This is a genomic window from Methanosarcina acetivorans C2A, from assembly GCF_000007345.1.
GTDB lineage: Archaea > Halobacteriota > Methanosarcinia > Methanosarcinales > Methanosarcinaceae > Methanosarcina > Methanosarcina acetivorans.
In genome coordinates this window covers 206,235-222,249 of sequence record NC_003552.1, presented here as the reverse complement: position 1 = coordinate 222,249, position 16,015 = coordinate 206,235, and the positions used below count along the sequence as shown (strand labels likewise).

The following is a 16,015-nucleotide window of genomic DNA, read 5'->3' as shown; positions in this document are numbered from 1 at the left end:
TGAGATTACCTCTTCTTCAAACTCATTTATTTCATGAGAAGCCCATCTCCCAAAACATATCAGAATTATTCCCTCACATGCCTGACAATGTGCCCAGCTTCAGGAATGATAATCTCAGAAAGGGCAAGCTTCACCGCGTTTGGTGATCCCGGCAGGCAGAATACAGCCTTTCCTTTAATCACGCCTGCCGAAGCCCTGGTCAGGATTACCGATGTCCCAATATCTTCAAGGCTCTTGTATCTGAAAAGTTCTCCAAAGCCTGGGATTTCTTTCTCAAAAAGAGGAGTTACGGACTCGATAGTAAGGTCTTTTGGGGCAAGCCCTGTTCCTCCGCTTGTTATAACGATGTCCGCAGAGCTGTCAAGAGCATCAGAAATGGCATTTAGAAGTGTATTTTTTTCGTCAGGCACAAGCCTGTAGAAAGAGACATTGTTGCCTGCAGCCTCAAGAAGTTCTTTCATGGCTTTTCCCGAAAGGTCTTCTGCCTCGTCGGGAGAAACTGAATCCCCATACTTTTCGTACCTTGAGGTCGAAACTGTGATTAAAGCGAAAGAAAAAGATTTTTTAGCGTTTTTTTTGTGAATTTCCGGTGTAGATTCTGTCATGAAAATCACCTAATTGATTTCGATATAATCTTCAGGTCTTTAGTCTTAATGATCTTAGAGTATTTTTCAGTTAGCTTCGAACTCCTATAATTACCCAGCCCCCGAAGACTGCATAGAATCCTGAGGATTTGTCCTGTCAGCAAACACTCAGGCATGACCTATCAGACATGCAGCATACTTTCCCTTATCTGTTATGGAAATAATATTATTTCTGCCCCTTTTTTCAATAAGGATGTACCCGTTTCGTTTTAACTCATTAAGCAGGCCTCTATTTATCCTTACCAGCATATTACTGGACGTCCTTTGTTTTCCACCCAAACTCTCATTGAGATCCTCAAAGCCCGGAAGCTTACCTTCTTTGATCATATTAATGATGTCATTGGTTGTCATTTTCTTTTTTAGATAGAGTTCGGTGAGGAATACGCTTTTTGCTCCGGTCGGGATGTCAATGGTAAAATTGGTTAAAATGAAATACTTCAGTTCCTTAACGATGGACGAACCGTGCTCTAACAACTCTTCTTCATTTTTTGAGTAACCCCCATCCGCATATACGTAGTATACTTTAACATCATGATGCATGGCTGCAAAAGTTGATGAGACAGCGGTCAATTTCCCTGACGCGCTCATATTGACATAGATGAGGTTCTTCTCTTTTTTCTCCCGAACGATTATGTCACTTATAGTCGATAAAAGAGGAAGCGGATCGGACAGGTCACTCTCCACGGTGATAACCTCTATGTTCTTCTGTTCAAGGCGTTTTGTTACTTCCTGTAAAAAGTATTCATGACTTCTCGAACCGAACTTTTTACTTACGGGCCTGGTATGTAAGAGGTAGACTTTATTAGCTCTCATTTTGTCAAATGGCTTGACAGCCATATCGATTTCGGAGGCAAGGGGTATAATGTGTACGATCTCTTCCACCGGATCACCATATTAACGATATTAACGTTATTAACGATACTTACGCAGAAGTTATTAAATTCTCCCTGAGGGATAAAGGGCAAACTGGAGAGAAAAAACCCTCATGACAGCTATACGTCCAGCCTCTGTCGGCGAAATGGAGCAGTTGCAGGACATATAGCATTCGAATCACGAGTTAATATCCAATCACAAATTATTTTGTCACTACAATAATCGTGACCGAAACATATCTATCCTTGCCGCCGCAGATCCTGCCAGTTCACTGGCCGGCAGTAAAAATGAGGTAATAGTTTGAGTAAAAACAGTAATGTAACGGATAAAAAGAATACGGAGATACAAAAACAGGGCATCGGATACAAGTGGACTGCACTGTTCAATATCACACTGTCATCACTGATGGGCACAATTAACAGCAGTATAATTCTGATATCATTGCCCGCCATATTCAATGGAATCAAGCTCAACCCCATGGAGCCGGAGGCATTCCAGTACCTTCTATGGACCCTTATGGGTTATGGACTGGTCACTGCGACAATACTCCTCAGTATAGGAAGACTGGCTGACATGTACGGTCGAGTTAAGCTTTTCAGGCTGGGTTTTTTGATTTTTACCATCGGCTCGGTCCTGCTTTACCTGACCCCGGACACAGGAAACACCGGCGCACTGGAACTAATTATCTTCAGGATAATTCAAGCCGTAGGCGGGGCCTTTACCATGGCAAACGGTGCAGCGATAATTACCGACGTATTTCCTGCCGGTGAGCGTGGAAAAGCTCTCGGAATCAATATGGTTGCACTTATGTCCGGCCAGTTTATCGGGCTGCTGCTGGGCGGAATACTGGCGACATACAACTGGCGCTATGTATTCCTGGTCAATATTCCCTTTGCCCTCCTGGGAACGATATTGTCCTACAGGAAGATGAAAGAAGTTTCTTTCAGGGCTCCAAAGACAAGCATAGATATTGTAGGGAACTTATTCTTTATCGGAGGGCTGACCTCTCTACTTGTCGGCGTAACCTATGGCCTGATGCCTTACGAACACAACGGCATTACAGACGCAATGGGATGGAGCAATCCTCTGGTGATTGCTACGGTTGGGATCGGCATACTACTCTTGATTGCTTTCCCATTTGTAGAGAGCAGGGTAAAGAATCCAATGTTCAGGCTGGAATTCTTTAAGATTAGGGCTTTTACCTATGCAAATCTTGCCAGCTTTACAGCAGCTATTGCACGTGGCGGCATCATGTTCATGCTCATCCTGCTGCTGCAAGGTATCTGGCTCCCACTTCACGGTTACCGCTTTGAAGATACGCCTTTCTGGGCCGGCATCTATATGCTTCCCATGACCCTCGGGTTCATTATCATGGGACCTATTTCAGGGATACTTTCCGATAAATACGGTCCGAGATGGATAGCAACTGCGGGTATGACCCTTGTCACTCTGGTCTTCGTCGGACTCGCAATGCTTCCCTATAATTTCGACTACTGGGAGCTTGGCATCCTTATTTTCCTGATGGGCATAGGCAGCGGCATGTTCAGCTCACCGAACACTTCCTCGATAATGAACTCGGTACCTCCGCAGGACCGGGGCGTTGCGTCAGGAATGATGTCAACGTTAATGAATTCGGCATCGACGCTGAGCATGGCTGTGTTCTTTACAATCGTAATAGTTGGTATTCAGGGAGCTTTTCCGGAAGCCATCCACAGCTCATTCGCCAGCCTTGGATCCCAGATAACTCCTACCATGCAGGAACTGGCAGACCAGCTTGCCAGCATGTCTCCGACCAATGCCCTGTTCTCCGCTTTCCTGGGCTACAACCCGATGGATTCAATTCTGAGTTCAATGGGTTCTGGCATAGTAAATACGATACCGCAACAGATTGTTACCACGCTGACAGATAATTACTGGTTCCCGCAGACACTTCAGGAAGCATTCATGCCGGCGCTGAGGATATCATTCATAATCGGGGCTGTACTTTCAGGTATGGCTGCGGTACTGTCAGCAATGAGGGGACAACTGTATGTTTACGAGATTCACAGTTCTACCAGCGATATTAGCAGCGATATTAGCAGCGATATTAGCAGCGATATTAGCAAAGATAGTATTGCAAGAGCAGATGAAAGAGCGCAGATCTGATAATAACGCTGAACAAAATAAGATAGAGATAACTGATTGCAGTAAGGGGAAAAATTCGGTTATCTCCATTTTTTTTAGATTCAGTTCCCTGCTTACCTCCATTTTCCCATATTTTAATAACTTATCAGCCCAATGCTCAGGGTATGCATATACTAGCAGCGGATATAGGTACAGGTACGCAGGATATCCTGCTCTTTGACTCGGAAAAAGAAGTTGAAAACAGCCTGATAATGGTCATGCCCGCCCCCACACAGGTTACTGCGGAAAGGGTGCGGAGAGTGACAAAGGCAGGAAAGGCGCTTGTACTTACCGGGACCATAATGGGGGGAGGACCATCAGCATGGGCTGTCCGCGCTCACTTAAAAACAGGGCTTCCTGTATATGCCACGGAAGACGCTGCTTTAACCATTCATGACAACCTTGAGCGGGTGAAAGCTTTCGGAGTCCAGATCGTCTCAACGGAAGATGCAAAGAAACTTGCAGCTTCGGGAGAAGCGCTGGAAGTTATTATGCAGGACTTTGACCCCTGCGCCGTTTCCTGTGCACTTTCAAATTTTGAGGTAAGGATGTCGGAAAATTATGCAGTGGCAGTGCAGGACCATGGAAACGCCCCGGACAAGAGCAACAGGGTCTACAGGTTCGAACTTCTAAAGGAACTTATCGAAATGGGGGGAAAGCTCGAAAACTTTGTGTTCCTGCCCGAAGAAATCCCGCAGGCTTTTACCCGCATGAAAGCCCAGGCGGATTCGCTTCTTAAATCCACGACCGTCCTCAAGACACGGGCAGTTTTCATGGATACGGGCCCCGCAGCCGTATTTGGGGCGCTTATCGACCCTGCGGCCGTCCAGCCTGCCATCGTGGTCAATATAGGAAACGGGCATACGCTCGGAGCACTTGTGAATGAAAACAGGATCACAGCCATTTTCGAACACCACAGTTCCAGCATGGATCCGGAAAAGCTTCAGGACTACATTATCCGGCTTGCCGACGGGGCCCTTGGCTTTGAGGAAGTCTTTGATGACGGAGGACATGGAGCTTATATAAAGGAAGTCTGCGGCTTTGAACAGGTGAGCTCGATAATGGTTACCGGCCCGAAGAGGGAGATGCTTGAAAAGCTCCCGGACTCGGAAGTCAGGCAGGAAATTTCAAAAAAGCTGCATTTTGCCGCACCTTTCGGGAGTATGATGCTTTCAGGCTGCTTCGGGCTTCTTGCAGGATTTTTAGAGAAATACCCGGAACCATCAATAAAACTTATAAACCACTAAGTAGTAGGGAGTAAGTCACCTAAGCCCGGGATATATAAAATTTCAGGAACTGTAGAGTTTCAGATACGAAATTCCCTATCGGAGAACCCGGGGACACAGAAGTTTCCTGCCGGAACCCGTGAGGGCAGATTTACAGATAAATGTAAATACAGGCAGGTATCTCTATATGCACATATCTCCATACTCAACGGTTTGCCAGACAGTTTTTTCGTAAACTTGAAGCAAACGCTTATAAATGGGTTATAAGTGGAAAAAGGTTCCACTCAAAATTTTATCAAAATCATCATTTTCAGGAGAATCAAACTAATGGTACGAAAGCCAGGAAGTATGTATAGAAACGTGAGACAGCGCTCATTTACCAGAAGAAAATACATGGGCGGTGTTCCCGGAAGCCAGGTTATTCACTATGATATGGGAGACAAAGCAAACACAAGTTTCCCTGTAAAAATTTCCCTGATCGTAGAAGAAAAATGCCAGATCAGGCATACTGCACTTGAAGCAGCCCGTATCACGGCAAACAGGCACCTTGTAGCTGACACAGGAAAAATGGGCTTTTACATGAAGCTCCGTGTTTACCCCCACGAAGTAATCAGGGAAAACAAGCAGGCAACAGGCGCCGGAGCAGACCGTGTGTCCAGTGGAATGCGCAGGGCTTTTGGAAAGAATGTCGGTACCGCAGCAAGGGTAAAACCGATGCAGAAGATCTTTACAGTAGCCGTTGAGAAGCAGAACTTCAAGGCTGCAAAGGAAGCTCTCTGGCACGCCGGACAGAAGCTGCCTACCCCTTGCAGAATCGTTGTCGATGAAGGCGCAGAACTGGTACAGTAATCGGGAAGAAGCCGTAAAATTGCAAGGGAGTCTAAAGAATGTATGATTACGAAGAGCTTTTGAACCGTGCAATGGCAAAGATGCCGGACACAGAGACTACCGATGCTCGATTCGTAATCCCTGAACCCAAACTCTTTTCCGAAGGAAAAACCACAATTCTGGATAACTTCGGGAATATTGCAGACACCCTTAACCGGGACCCTGACCACCTGATGAAATATCTCACCAGGGAACTGGGGACTGCAGGGAAGATAGAAGGCACACGTGCAGTCTTCCAGGGCAGGTTTACGAGAGCTCAGATTTCAGATAATATTCAGGCATATGTTGACGAATACGTCATGTGTTCGGAATGCGGACGCCCGGATACCCAGCTTGTCAGGGTGGACAGGGTGCTTGTCCTGAAATGTTCTGCCTGCGGAGCTCACAGGCCTGTCAAAAAGAGAAAGGTAAGTAACGTGGTTGTCAGGGATGCTATCGAAGAAGGCGGAACCTACGAACTCCGGATAGATGCCGTTGGGTCCAAAGGTGACGGGATAGCAAAAATTGATAAGTACACAGTCTTCGTGCCCGGAGCCGCAAAAGGCGACGTGGTAAAAGTAAAGATAAAGAAAATCAGCGGAAACCTCGCCTTCTCAGAAAAAGTATGAGGTTTAAGCTTTTTATTTCAAAGATGCCGTCCGGGCAGACTACTAATTATTTCGGTTTTCGTGCCTGGGCAACTTAAATTATTATTTTAGTGTTTTATCCCGAAATTGTTCGTGTTTTTAAGTAACAATTCAGGTAGCCTTTTAAATCTATCTTAATTGTTACAAAATATGTCTCCATTTCCGGAGATTAATTTTTCAATATAGTATTTTTTTTGCTATTCATATGATCGGTGAAATCCCCATAACCAGTTTAAAAACAGTTGAGATAGCATACACCAGCACCAGCGAGAAGAAAATATTCTCCCACTCCAAAGCTATCTTTTTTGTATCAAGTTCGAGCTTTTTTCCTTTCTCGCCAGAATCCTGTATTTTGCATTGCATCATCTAACAATCAACAAATTATTGATGTGACAACGATATTTTATTCTCTCTTATGCGTTCCTCACCTGAGTTTTCAAAAATCTTCTTCATTAAATATGTCATCAGAGCAACAAGCAACCCAAAAGAACCTGATACAATGAAAACCGTCTCAAGATCAAAATGTGCCAGGACTACACCAAGTAAGATGGGAGAAAGACTCTGCCCAATATATTTCATTGTGTTGTGAATAGATAACACACCGCCTTTTGATTCTGAAGGGGCGATCTGGACTATCTGTGCATCAATTGCGGTTTGAGAGAGCCCAAAACCTGCTCCGAATAGCAATATTAAAAGAAGAACCGTGACAATAGAATACGCAAACGAAATCGAAAATATTGCCAGTCCATCAAGTGCAAAACCAATAGCAATAATTAGTATCGTTGAATGCTTACTAGCTAGAGTCTTCACACGCGGGACCATCAAAATGATAGCTATTCCCTGAAAAGCCAGTATAAGTCCGGATTCCTTTGCAGTATAACTTAATACATTCTTAAGCATAAAGGGGACGTAGGTGAGAACTGAATATAGTATAAAGAAGACCGCAAAGCTCAGGAATACCGTGTATAATATTCTCATTTCCTTGAGTGCTGTAAACCCATCTAATATGCCTTTGTGACTGACATTGTCCCTCTGGACCCTTGTCTCTGGAAGGAAGAACATCACAACAAAAGCAAGCGGAAGTGAAAGTACATAGAAAAGGAATGGATAGTTCCACCCCAAATTTGCAAGTCCTCCGCCTATAAGAGGGGCAGATACCGAGCCAATGGCAAGAGCCATACTAACCTTATTCATGGCATACAAACTTTTATGGTCTTTGTACACATCCGCTATGACCAACATGGGCAAAGACATCATCCCTGCTACCCCTATGCCCTGTATGAACCTCAAGATAAGAAGTGAGTGCAGGTCAGAAGTAAAATAACTTACAAGTCCTGTTAGACCGTAAATCACAAGGCAGGGAACAAGTATCTTCTTACGGTTCACACGGTCGATGAAATGTCCAATTACCAGTGCAAAAATAGCCGTTGAGATAGCGTACGTTGATATCAACAGTCCTACTTCATGGGACGTTGTATTCAGAGGTTCCACCATATCTGGCAAGACTGGTGCTAAAAGAGAGCCTCCCGCCATTGCAAAATATGTAGTGGTACAGAGCATTAGCAGATGAATATTTTTAAATTGCATGATCCCATCTCGTTTTTTAAATTGCATGACCCTATCTCGTTATTTCACATTATTTTCAATACATTCTCAAACATAATTTCAAGGGAGTTCGTAATCTCTTTTCTTTGACTGTCGTCAAAGCCGGAAAAGAGAATATCCTCCCACTCCAAAGCTATTTTTTTCATATCAGGCTCCAGCTTTTTCGCTTTCTCACTAAGAAAAATCCTGTATGATCGTCTGTCCTTCTCATCCCTCTGTCTGAAAACATAACCCTCATCAGCAAGTTTCTGTATAGCCCTTGTAGTAGTGCCTTTATCAATTTTTAGATAGTCAGAAAGACTCTCCTGATTGACCCCGTCCTCACGATACAGTCTCATAAGAAAAGGAAACTGTCCGCTTCCAATACCATAAGGTTCAATTTTTTTCCCAATGTAAACTTGTTCGTATCTATAGAGATATGAGATAGCCTTTCCGATGAATTCCTTACCACATAGTTCTTTAGCATGTGAGTTTCCATCGAATTCAATTGTACCCATTTAATTACTCTCCACATTGTAGGTTCAAAATAGTTGCAGATGCAACCAAGTTGGTTGTGCACACAACTACTTAGAAAGATAAATAGTTGTCGATACAACTAAATGGGATTCGAACTTTGATCATTTTTTAGATTTGAATCATCGATGAGAAAAACCAGCTTGATATGTAGTATTAGTAAAATATAAATAATATGTAGACCAGTCACTATAATTGATAGAAAAAAAAGTAATCCGGCTATGGGTGTGAGTAACTGATCAATTCCAAAAAAGAGTATATCCTCCATGTTTGATAAAAAATAGATAGATACTGTTTATTTACGTTTTTCAATAACCTACACCATTGCCAATAATTATATGGGATGTTGTATGGAACCCACAATAACTATAGAGAACATAGTGGCATCTACCAGGCTGGCAGAAGATTTCGACCTGCAAAAATTACTGGATACCGGGCTTAAAGGCGCAGTATATAACAAAAATAAGTTCCCGGGTCTCGTATACAGAATTGAGAATCCAAAGGCTGCTTTTCTAATTTTCGCTTCCGGAAAAGTGGTATGTACCGGAACTAAGAATGTCGAGAACAGCCGCATAGCTCTTTTCAATCTGGCTAACGAGCTCAATTCCATCGGTTACAAAGGAATATATCTGAAGCCTGAGATTCATGTTCAAAATGTCGTAGCTTCCGCAAACTTAAGGACGAGTTTAAACCTGAACGCCGTTTTGAGCGCCTTTGGCGTGGAAAACGTCGAGTACGAACCAGAGGTATTTCCTGGACTAGTTTATAAGCTTGCGGATCCCAGAGTGGTAGTGCTTGTGTTCAGAACTGGCAAACTGGTAATCACAGGTGGAAAATGTCCGGAGGATTGCGAAGAAGGCCTTCGGATCATCAAAACACAGTTGGACAACTTAGGACTTCTTTATTAAATAGACCCCAAAAACATTATCCGCTTTAAAGATTCCTGCGCCTTGTTCTATCAACCCAGGTCCTGACAGAACTGTAAAAACCGAAATCTTACAAAGTTGGGTATCGAAAATTACAAAATGCTGAAAAATATCAAAAATAGTTAAGTTCTGGCATAAGAAGTTTTTTAGGATTTGTTCTTGAATGGCTTTAAGTTTACAGCTGTAGTAATGCGTCAGAAGAGTCAGTAAAACATATATATTATGTAGACCAGTCTTTATAATTGCTGGAAAATAATTATGTCATGTCCGTGAGTTACTAATCGATTCCAAAAAATAGAGCACAGCTCCCATGTTTGAAATAAATGAGAAGGTATTCTTGACCTATGTTTTTCAGTTACCATGCTTGTTATCAAAAAATTTTGTGGAATCCAAAATGAATACACGTGAAAAAATCCTTACTACAGCTGCTTTTTTATTTCAAAAAAAAGGTTATCATGCTACGGGGTTAAATGAGATTATTAAAGAAAGTGCAACACCAAAAGGATCATTGTATTATTATTTTCCAAACGGAAAGGAGGAATTAGCGGAAGCTACTATAAAATTGATGGGGGACAAGATTCAACACAATATAGAAGAAGAATTAGCAAAGAATAACGATCCAGTACAGGCCATCGAGGAGTTGATTCTGGATTTAGCACGGAAATTCAATGAAAAAGACCAGGAAAATTGTTTTTCTATCGGTTTGCTGGCATTAGAGACGGTCTCAATAAGTGAATCTTTACGAAAAGCTTGTATTGAAGTCTATGATCTGTGGACTGACACATATTATCAAAAATTAGTCAGTAGTGGATTTTCATCAGAAAAATCAGCAGAACTAAGCTTAATTCTTCAATTAACGATTGAAGGCGCAATAACGATATCTTTGATTCGTAATGATAATACAATGCTGATAGCTGCTGCTGAAAAAATCCCGATTTTATTAAAAAATAAATAACTTAAATTCCCATATATTTTTTACCTGATATATACAGACCAGTCTATATAATTTATAGGATTGAAAATTATGTCAACTCAAATCGAGATCAATGGAATAGTTGTACAAATATATGAATCAGTATATGACTATGCGTCTCGAAACGCGAGTTTTTCTAACTATGCAGATGAGAAAGTGGATGTGTCATATTTCTCAGACAAAGACGAGGAATCGAAGCTTCCGAAAGTGTTTGTTCGACCAATATTACTATATAAGGACTTGAATTTTTCAGTCGGGAAACAGTTATTTGATGGCATAGAATTTCCTGAGATAATAGAAATAGATGGCTTGGAATATATACTGGTAAATTTTGGTGAGTATGAAATCAGCTATCTGAAAGCAGATGCCATGGACAAACCTGTTTACACTCTCATATACAGAACCATGCAGGTTACTGATAGAATGTATCTGTATGTCTACCCCTTCACAGAGATCTTCGAAACAATGGAAGCAGCGCAAGTAAAAGCTGAAGAGCTAAACAAAACATGGGCAATATAACGATAATTCATTTCCATTTATATCGGGTTAAAAAGCAAAACATCAAAAATGTAATTTTTATGCTAAAATTCTAACATTTGAATGATGTTGATTTGTTACGAGTGAAAATTATGAACGAAGAAACAACGATCAAGTGGATCGAGGATATTGACACCGTTGACAAAATGATATCATTTACGTACAGTTCTGTTCAGAAGAATTTCGAAGAAGAACTGGCACAATATCGCATGGGATGGGTACATTATGCCATCTTGATGTCATTGTTTGATCATGAGGGATGTAGCCAGGAAAGTCTTGCACGGTCAGGCGAATTTAATAAAACAATGATTACAAGATCCATACTTCGACTGGAAGAAGAAGACATCATCTACCGTAAAATCGATTTGGATGACAAAAGAGTCAAAAGGCTCTACCTTGCAAAAAAAGGAAAAAAACTGAGATACAAGATGGAGAAAATCAGATTAGAGCTAAATATACTTCTTCTCAAGGGGTTTGACTCAGAGGAGCTGGCATCTGTTACTGAGATCATGCGGAAGATTGCATTGAATGCAAGCAGGCTCTAACGGCCTCAAATCCAGAGACAAAGACAGAAGATTTCTCTCAAAGAAGCTTTTCATATGAATTTTGGAATTCCAGCTTTCTGTAGAAAACCCCTGAAATAACATACCTCCATTATTTAAGCTCACTTGACGATTTATTGTTGAAGATTGATTTTTAGCCTATTGAAGCTGATTTTGAGATTTTTTTTGTAGGGAATCCGCCGTTGTATTTATTGAAATTTTAAAGTATATCTTTGTATTATCCCAAAGTTGCTCATAAATGATTTGGGTCGGCTGAATAGTTACTTAAATCCCACATTCCGCAGTATTTTTTCAAAAATCAATATTTTCCCTGATAGCGTTTTTGAAACAAATCAAATTAATTTGGACTTTTAATGGAACTTGGTGAAAATTGAATGATATCGTTTTTTGTCTCTATGATACACCATATAGCTGCTTTACCTCCTGCATAAAAGTCCAATAAATCCACGTTTTATTGAAAATCGATAGCAGGAAAAAATGTGAATATGCGAAAATTTACTGCGGAAAGTGGGTTAAATTCAAACAGAGCCATAATAAACAAATCTATAAGCTTCATTGAAATAATTTAGATATTTATTATGTAATTCAATAACAGAAGCATTCAGTTTAATCGCTTAAGTTTGAAAGTTCTAAAGAATCTAAACTTTCTTAAGAGAAAAGCCTTATAGATTTCAGCCTTCAGAAAAACAGGGACGATTTTAAATATATTCCAGTCAACCACATAATAAAGCTATAAGCCTGAATGAGGAAAAATGACTCCTGAAAAAAAGAATGCGACGGACTCTCCAGCAAGAAGCGGAACTATAGAACTTTTTTCCATGCCAGGGCTGTCTGTGAACCTTCAGCGGCAGGAAGGGAAAGCCCTGAAACTTGTAACAAACGGGCCTCTGAAAGCGGCCTGCAGCCCTGTACTGAAAAAGATGAATTCACGCCTGCAGGAGGAAAAACCGGCTCTTGTGCAGGAGGACAGGATTATTCCATCCGCCTGGCTGCCTCCCATCCCGAGCCCCGTTTTCAAGCGCCTCATTTTTGCAGAAATCCAGATAGCTATGGGAAAATACGTGCCCGAAACCGTCTCAATCGAGATCACCCGCCGGAACAGTGCAAGGTATCCGCCGGAAACTGCTACTGACGAACTTGATACGGATACAATAAAAAGAGTAATAGACGAAGCCCTGGAACTTGGCACCCTCATTATTAATTTTACCGAAAATGACCCCCTGCTGCGGGAAGATGTATTTGAGCTTATCGAGTATGTGGACAAAACCCGGGCTATAGTTAACTGTTCCACCTGGGGTACGGATTTTTCAAAAGAAACCGCCCTTAAACTGAAGGAAGCCGGGATTCATGCCCTCATGGTAGGTGTTTACTCTACCGACCCCGAAAAACACGATGCAGTCCGAAACTCTGCAGGAGCATATGAACGGGCAATCTCTGCCATAAAACTGGCTCTTGAAGCCGGGCTTCTTGTTGTAATGACAACTCACGCCTCTCCCTCAAACATGAAGGAACTTCCTGCCCTCTATGCCCTTGCAGCGGAACTTAGGGTACATGAGTTTTCGGTCTGGGAATCAATGCCGAAAAACAGAGGCGAACCTGTGATTACGGGCAGGGATCGAAAAACAATTCTTGAAATGTACCAAAGAATTAACTCAACCCCGGAAGGTCCAAGGATGTTTTCAAACACCTATTTCGAGGGGCAGATGATGGGTGCCATGGCAGGCAGGCGCTGGATGCATGTAACCGCAGACGGCGATGTAAAACCAAGCCCTTACCCTCCTTTCAGGTTCGGGAATGTAAAAGAAGTGTCCTTAAAAGAAATCTGGCAGAGGATCAGGAGCTATCCGTATTTCCAGAGGCAGAAGAGTTTGAGCCCCATGCATGACCCCGAGTTTATGGATCTTGTAGACAAAATCCCCGAAGAGGCAAAACTACCCTATCCTTTTGAAGAGATCTGCGAGAAATAACCTCTTAAAACCCAGAGATTCATTCAAAAAATGAATCCTGACCTAATAATTCCTTAACTTCCTGCAAAAAGGACTTCAGAGTCTTAAGGTCATTTTGCAGGACGCCATATACCTGATCAAGATCTAGCTGCCAGTATACGTGAACGAGGACATTTCTGAACCCCGCCAGATCCGAAAGCTCTTCAGCAAGTTCTTCCGGGATCAAACCGGCCTGACCCAGTATTTCAAAGGCTTCTCTATATGTCGTGGGTTTCTCCAGATCCTCTTTAGCTATTAAGCTGGTAGCTATATCTATGGCTGCCTGAATGCCGACCAGCATGGCATGAAGAACCATATTCCTTTTTCCCTATCTCGCAGGTCTTCCAGGGATATGGTCTGATATCTTTCCCAGTCCTTCTGGTATTCATCAAGCTCTCTGAGATGGGCCAGTATTCTCATTTCATGCCCTCGCCAGGAGTTCCTTGTCTATCAAATCATACATATACTTCAGGTCCAGATAAGCCGAAATTACCTCAGATTCGTAATCGATTCTGTTGGACTCGTTCCTGGAGAAGATAATATGTCCTTTTTTAATAACCTCGAACTGAAATTCTATCGGAGAACTGTTAAGTATTTTTACGTCAAACTCAAATCTGGGCCTGATTCGCCTCTCCAGCTCACCTGCAATTCTTAAAGAAAACTTGAGACTTTGATAAGGATCTAAACTTTCGGACAGGAGCAAAGCTACATCGATATCGTTGAAATTTTTTCTTTCAAGAAATGAACCGAATACGTAGGCTGTATCTACCTCTTTTAATCCGGCTAAAGTCTTGCTTATATCTTCTAAGAATGAGCTCTTGTCCATCTAATTACAATTGAGCTTTTGAATATATATTTCTGGGGGTCAGAACCTGATATCAAGATTAATTAGAAGACAGAAAAGGCGTGGGCTAACTCCTAAATTTTTTACAGATTACATTTCAGTTTTTGAGAAAATTTCTTCCAAATAGCCTTAAGAAAAGATATGTAAATTGATATTAATGTCTGGAACTTAACGCCAGAAGATAAACATTTACATATGAGCAGGTATTTTTAAAGAGCGATTTAGCCGGAAAGAAGTTTACACCCTTATTTACGTTACCCTTATTTATGTAGCAAGAAAAAGCTGCCTGCGGCAATTTTCCGGAAAAGACAGCTTATGAGGGGATTTTATGGATACCAAACTTGACCCGTGGAGTTCAAGCGACATTACTGACTATTCAAAGTTATTCGAAGAATTCGGGATTTCTCCTTTTGAAAACGTACTTCCGGAAATCCCTTCCCCGCATATGTACATGCGGAGAAAAGTTATCTTCGGGCACCGTGATTACGAACAGATTGCAGAGGCCATGCGGACAGGTGCCCCTTTTTCGGTCATGGACGGCTTTATGCCTTCCGGAAAGGTTCACCTGGGACACAAGATGGTCATGGACCAGATCGTCTGGCATCAGGAAATGGGAGCTTCCGCCTTTGTCGGGATTGCAGACAGAGAAGCTTTTTCCGTACGCGGTTTTTCCTGGCAGAAGTGCAGGGAAATAGGGGTTGAAGAATACATATTAAGCCTTATTGCCCTCGGATTCAAACCCGACGGCCTTATTTACTTCCAGTCAGGCTGCGGAAGCGTCAAAGACCTGGCGTTTGAACTCGGGGCCAAGGTAAATTTCTCGGAACTGAGTGCAATTTATGGATTTTCGGGAGAGACCAGCCTCTCCCATATGCTCAGCGTGGCAACCCAGGCTGCAGATATCCTCCAGCCCCAGCTTGAAGAATTCGGAGGGCCTAAGCCGGTTGTCGTCCCCGTAGGCCCGGACCAGGACCCTCACCTCCGCCTGACAAGAGGGCTTGCAGGCAAGATGAACATGTTCAGGGTAGAGGAGCGGGAAGACGTAAAGACAGGCAGGAAATACCTGAGCGTCAGGGGAAAAACCGCCCAGAAAGAGGCTCTCCAGGAGCTTAAGAAACGCATTCCCGGGAAAGTAAAACTCTATGAAGAGCATATTGACGTGCTCGAGTATCCCGATCTTGCAGGACTTGAAAAGCTTGTCAGGGAAGTCACAGTCGAGTTCGGAGGCTACGCTTTTATTCCTCCAGCCTCCACCTACCACAGGTTCATGAGCGGACTGCAGGGTGGGAAGATGTCCAGCAGTATTCCCGAAAGCCAGATTGCCCTTACGGACTCCCCGAAGGAAGGGGCAAAAAAGGTAAAGCGGGCAAAAACCGGGGGCTGCGTAACCCTCGAAGAGCAGAAAAAACTGGGAGGAAAACCCGAGGAATGTTCGGTCTTTGAACTCATGCTTTTCCACCTGATTGCCAGCGATGAAGAACTGCTGGAAATCAAGCAGGAATGTATCTCCGGAACAAGGATGTGCGGCTCATGCAAGCAGCTTGCAGCCGAAAAAATGCAGGAATTCCTTAAAGACCATCAGGAAAAGCGAGAACTTGCACGGGAACATCTTGACGAATACAGAATTATCTACAAGGACTGAACTATTC

At 42.6% G+C, this 16,015-nt stretch carries 17 protein-coding genes; 10 read left to right on the top strand and 7 right to left on the bottom strand.

Going from position 1 to position 16,015, the window contains the following annotated elements:
• Window positions 1-65: 65 nt before the first annotated feature.
• Together MA_RS01010 and MA_RS01005 are read right to left on the bottom strand one after the other, a co-directional pair.
• Entirely contained in the window at window positions 66-605 is a 540-nt protein-coding gene (locus MA_RS01010) for a MogA/MoaB family molybdenum cofactor biosynthesis protein (protein WP_048064835.1), read from the bottom strand.
• Window positions 606-752: 147 nt separating this feature from the next.
• Window positions 753-1,526 carry a DUF6293 family protein gene (locus MA_RS01005; RefSeq protein WP_011020244.1) on the bottom strand — a complete coding sequence of 258 codons (774 nt, stop codon included), beginning with the start codon at window positions 1,524-1,526 and terminating at the stop codon, window positions 753-755.
• A 291-nt stretch (window positions 1,527-1,817) separates the two neighbouring features.
• Between MA_RS01005 and MA_RS01000 the strand changes: the two genes are divergently transcribed.
• The 4 genes from MA_RS01000 (at window position 1,818) to MA_RS00985 (ending at window position 6,402) form a co-directional block, all read left to right on the top strand.
• Window positions 1,818-3,662, top strand: coding sequence for an MFS transporter (locus tag MA_RS01000; RefSeq protein ID WP_011020243.1), 1,845 nt, complete (start codon window positions 1,818-1,820; stop codon window positions 3,660-3,662).
• A 143-nt stretch (window positions 3,663-3,805) separates the two neighbouring features.
• Complete coding sequence (locus MA_RS00995) at window positions 3,806-4,927, top strand: DUF1786 domain-containing protein (RefSeq protein WP_011020242.1); 1,122 nt, start codon at window positions 3,806-3,808, stop codon at window positions 4,925-4,927.
• A 306-nt stretch (window positions 4,928-5,233) separates the two neighbouring features.
• Window positions 5,234-5,755 carry a 50S ribosomal protein L16 gene (locus tag MA_RS00990; RefSeq protein WP_011020241.1) on the top strand — a complete coding sequence of 174 codons (522 nt, stop codon included), beginning with the start codon at window positions 5,234-5,236 and terminating at the stop codon, window positions 5,753-5,755.
• A gap of 38 nt (window positions 5,756-5,793) precedes the next feature.
• Window positions 5,794-6,402 (top strand): translation initiation factor IF-2 subunit beta, encoded by a 609-nt coding sequence (locus tag MA_RS00985; protein ID WP_011020240.1) that lies wholly within the window; start codon window positions 5,794-5,796, stop codon window positions 6,400-6,402.
• 399 nt (window positions 6,403-6,801) lie between these two features.
• On the opposite strand, the gene MA_RS00980 is transcribed toward MA_RS00985, so the two are convergent.
• Together MA_RS00980 and MA_RS00975 are read right to left on the bottom strand one after the other, a co-directional pair.
• Window positions 6,802-8,034 carry an MFS transporter gene (locus MA_RS00980; protein ID WP_011020239.1) on the bottom strand — a complete coding sequence of 411 codons (1,233 nt, stop codon included), beginning with the start codon at window positions 8,032-8,034 and terminating at the stop codon, window positions 6,802-6,804.
• 17 nt (window positions 8,035-8,051) lie between these two features.
• Window positions 8,052-8,522, bottom strand: a complete 471-nt coding sequence (locus tag MA_RS00975) for a MarR family winged helix-turn-helix transcriptional regulator (RefSeq protein WP_011020238.1) — start codon at window positions 8,520-8,522, stop codon at window positions 8,052-8,054.
• Between the two features lie 366 nt (window positions 8,523-8,888).
• Here MA_RS00975 and MA_RS00970 point away from each other — a divergent pair, with 366 nt between their 5' ends.
• The 5 genes from MA_RS00970 (at window position 8,889) to MA_RS00950 (ending at window position 13,504) form a co-directional block, all read left to right on the top strand.
• Window positions 8,889-9,446, top strand: a complete 558-nt coding sequence (locus MA_RS00970) for a TATA-box-binding protein (RefSeq protein WP_011020237.1) — start codon at window positions 8,889-8,891, stop codon at window positions 9,444-9,446.
• 412 nt (window positions 9,447-9,858) lie between these two features.
• Window positions 9,859-10,419, top strand: coding sequence for a TetR/AcrR family transcriptional regulator (locus tag MA_RS00965; protein ID WP_052279091.1), 561 nt, complete (start codon window positions 9,859-9,861; stop codon window positions 10,417-10,419).
• A 69-nt stretch (window positions 10,420-10,488) separates the two neighbouring features.
• Window positions 10,489-10,956: a hypothetical protein gene (locus MA_RS00960; protein ID WP_048064834.1), complete on the top strand. Its 468-nt coding sequence runs from the start codon at window positions 10,489-10,491 to the stop codon at window positions 10,954-10,956.
• 110 nt (window positions 10,957-11,066) lie between these two features.
• Window positions 11,067-11,519 carry a MarR family winged helix-turn-helix transcriptional regulator gene (locus MA_RS00955; RefSeq protein WP_048064833.1) on the top strand — a complete coding sequence of 151 codons (453 nt, stop codon included), beginning with the start codon at window positions 11,067-11,069 and terminating at the stop codon, window positions 11,517-11,519.
• Between the two features lie 770 nt (window positions 11,520-12,289).
• Entirely contained in the window at window positions 12,290-13,504 is a 1,215-nt protein-coding gene (locus MA_RS00950; RefSeq protein WP_011020233.1) for a radical SAM protein, read from the top strand.
• A gap of 19 nt (window positions 13,505-13,523) precedes the next feature.
• Here MA_RS00950 and MA_RS00945 read toward each other — a convergent pair whose 3' ends face one another.
• The 3 genes from MA_RS00945 to MA_RS00940 are packed head-to-tail and all read right to left on the bottom strand — an operon-like array spanning window position 13,524 to window position 14,348.
• Window positions 13,524-13,838: a type VII toxin-antitoxin system HepT family RNase toxin gene (locus MA_RS00945; RefSeq protein ID WP_011020232.1), complete on the bottom strand. Its 315-nt coding sequence runs from the start codon at window positions 13,836-13,838 to the stop codon at window positions 13,524-13,526.
• Window positions 13,796-13,942, bottom strand: a complete 147-nt coding sequence (locus MA_RS28275; RefSeq protein ID WP_226990718.1) for a hypothetical protein — start codon at window positions 13,940-13,942, stop codon at window positions 13,796-13,798. The genes MA_RS00945 and MA_RS28275 overlap by 43 nt, the downstream gene beginning before the upstream one ends.
• Window position 13,943: 1 nt before the next feature.
• Window positions 13,944-14,348, bottom strand: coding sequence for a type VII toxin-antitoxin system MntA family adenylyltransferase antitoxin (locus tag MA_RS00940; protein ID WP_011020231.1), 405 nt, complete (start codon window positions 14,346-14,348; stop codon window positions 13,944-13,946).
• Between the two features lie 346 nt (window positions 14,349-14,694).
• Here MA_RS00940 and MA_RS00935 point away from each other — a divergent pair, with 346 nt between their 5' ends.
• Window positions 14,695-16,008, top strand: a complete 1,314-nt coding sequence (locus tag MA_RS00935; RefSeq protein ID WP_011020230.1) for a tryptophan--tRNA ligase — start codon at window positions 14,695-14,697, stop codon at window positions 16,006-16,008.
• The last annotated feature ends 7 nt before the right edge of the window (window positions 16,009-16,015 follow it).